General features: G+C 71.5%; 1 protein-coding gene and 1 pseudogene. One reads left to right on the top strand and one right to left on the bottom strand.

The features are described from left to right. Positions 1-61: 61 nt before the first annotated feature. A pseudogene (gene pepN / locus AB0B48_RS32810) lies at positions 62-2452 on the bottom strand (aminopeptidase N); the annotation flags it as partial. Between the two features lie 69 nt (positions 2453-2521). Here pepN and AB0B48_RS32805 point away from each other — a divergent pair. Then, positions 2522-2740, top strand: coding sequence for a DUF397 domain-containing protein (locus tag AB0B48_RS32805; RefSeq protein ID WP_124817462.1), 219 nt, complete (start codon positions 2522-2524; stop codon positions 2738-2740). Positions 2741-2827 lie beyond the last annotated feature (87 nt).

The following is a 2827-nucleotide window of genomic DNA, read 5'->3' as shown; positions in this document are numbered from 1 at the left end:
ACAACCTGGAGTTGCGGGTGCCCGAGTGCGTCGACGCCGAGGGGCACTACAGCGTGGCCGCCTCCCGGGTGGGCTGCGCCACGGCGTAGCGGGGAAACGCCAGGGCTGCCACCCGGTCGGCTGTCCAGGGGGTACGCAGGTGCGCGGCGGCCGGCATCTCCGCGAAGTACCGATCGACGTACGCGGCGGTCAGGTCGGCCTGCTCGGGCTGCCAGAACCCCTCGGCGATCGCCTCCAGCAGCCGACCGGACAGCGCGGTGTCCCGCACGATGATCTCCCAGGTCGCCTGCTTCACCACCGGGTCGGGCAGCGCCGCCCGGCAGTGGGCGGCCCGTTCCGCGCCCGTGGAGCTGTTGTCGGCGGCGGCCTCGATGGCGATCTCCGCCTCGCCGGCGGCGCCCAGCACCACCAGGCGGCGCAGCACCGCCCAGCGCAGCTCCGCGTCGACCTTCAGACCGGCTGGCACATCCCGGCCGGCGAGCCAACCGACGAGCAGATCCGCGTCGGTGGTCGCGGCGATCCAACCCCGTGCGGCGGCGAGCTGCAACGACTGCCCGGCCGGTGCGCCGTCGAGCAGCCGCTGGCACGTCCCCGCGACCCTGGCCAGCGCCGCGGAGCGGGTCAGCGGGTCGAGGTAGCGGTCGACCAGGAACCGGCTCAGCGTCAGGACGTCCTCCGCGATGATCACCTCGGTCTCGGCGGGCAGCGCGGCGGCCATCAGGTCGACCAGGCCGGTGACCGGCCGCTCGCCGTCGATCGTCGCGTCCAGTGCCTCGCGCCAGAGCACCGCCCGGGCCAGCGGGTCGGTCAGAGCGGGCAGCACCTGCGGGACGACGGCCGCCGACGCCGGGTCGAGGCGCACTTTCGCGAAGGTGAGGTCACCGTCGTTGAGCAGGAACAACCGGGCCGCCGGCTCGCCGGTCAACGCACCGAGAACGGTACGGCCCCCGTCGGCGTTCGGGTCGATGTCCACCTCGTCGCGCCGCGCGCTGCCGTCCAACGAGTAGCGGCCCACGCCGATCCGGTGTGGGCGCAGCACCGGGTACGACTCGGGCGCGGTCTGCACCACTGCCACCTCGCTGTAGAGACCGTCCGCGTCCACGGCGACCTCGGCACGCAGCGTGTTGACCTGCGGGCGGCGCAACCACAGCTCGGCCCAGTCGGACAGGTCCCTCCCGCTGCTGGCGGAGAGGCTGGCCAGCAGGTCGGCGAGGGTGGCGTTGCCGAAGCGGTGTGCGGCGAAGTGCGCGTTCAGGCCGGCGAGGAAAGCCTCGTCGCCGAGCCACGCGACCAGCTGCCGCAGCACGCTGGCGCCCTTGGCGTACGAGATGCCGTCGAAGTTGAGCAGGCCCGCCTCGGCATCGACGACCTCCGGCGGGGCGATCGGGTGGGTGGAGGGCCGCTGGTCGGCGGCGTAGCCCCAGGCCTTGCGCCGCATCGCGAAGGTCGTCCAGGCCTGGTCGAAGCGGGTCGCCTCGGCGGTGACCCGAGTGCCGAGGTATTCGGCGAAGGACTCGTTCAGCCACAGGTCGTCCCACCAGCGCATGGTGACCAGGTCACCGAACCACATGTGCGCCATCTCGTGGGCGATGGTGGTGGCCCGCTGCTCGCGCTCGGTGTCGGTGACCGCCGAACGGAACACGTAGTCGTCGCGGAAGGTGACGATGCCGGGATTCTCCATCGCCCCGGCGTTGAACTCGGGCACGAACGCCTGGTCGTACTTGCCGAACGGGTAGCGCTCGGTGAAGAGCTGGTGGAACCGGTCCAGGCACTGCCGGGTGACGTCGAAGATCTCGTCGGCGTCGGCATCCAGGTGCTCGGCGAGCGACCGACGGCAGTAGATGCCCAGCGGCACGCCGTCGTGCTCGGCCCGCCGGACGTGGTACGGCCCGGCGATCAGCGAGAAGAAGTACGTGGCCAGGGGCTCGCTCGGGGCGAACTCCCAATGCCCGGGGGCCGGGTTGGCGGCCAGCTCGGCGTTGCCCGCGACGATCCACTGCGACGGCGCGGTGACCGAGAGGGTGATCGGCGCCTTGAGGTCGGGCTGGTCGAAGGCGGCGAAGATGCGCTGCGCGTTGTCGAGGAACGACATGGCATAGAGGTACGTCTCGCCGTCGGCCGGGTCGACGAAGCGGTGCATCCCCTCGCCCGTCTTCGAGTACGCCATGTCGGCCTCGACGACGAGCGTGTTCTTCTCGGCCAGCCCGTCGAGCGGCAACCGGTTGTCGGTGTGCAGGCCGGGGTCCAGGTCACGGTCGTTGAGGCGTACACCGTGCAGTTTGACGGGCCTGACCTCGACGAAGGTCGCGGCGCCGGCGGTGGCCCGGAACCGGATCTCGACGCGGGAGCGGAACAGGTCGCCGCCAGCGGTCAGGTCGAGGTCCACCTGATAGGACTCGACAGTAATCGCCGCGCCACGCGCGGTCGCCTCTACACGGGTCAGGCTCGGCATCCGCTTATCCTGCCCGATGGGGATCGGCACCCGGTCACCACACGACCCTCGGCACTGGAGGAAAGAACAATGGCGCAGCACCCCAAGGGCGACTTCGACCTCTCTCGGGCGGTCTGGCAGCGGGCCGAGGGGGACACCTCCGACAGCGCCGTTGAGGTCGCCTTCGTCGACGATCTGATCGGGATGCGCAACTCGGCCGAGCCGAACGGGCCGGTGCTGGTCTTCACCCAGGCCGAGTGGGACGCCTTCGTGGCCGGCGCGCAGGACGGCGAGTTCGACCTGGACTGACCGCGCCCGCCGACCAGTCGGTGGTGGATCGCCGTGGCGGTGGCCAAGGTGGGGACACCCGGCCGGGCACCCAGGGTGGTGTGGCCG

Origin of the sequence: Micromonospora sp. NPDC049089 (genome assembly GCF_040648775.1) — a bacterium.
Classification (GTDB): Bacteria; Actinomycetota; Actinomycetes; order Mycobacteriales; family Micromonosporaceae; genus Micromonospora.
This window is presented reverse-complemented; position numbering and strand designations above follow the sequence as displayed.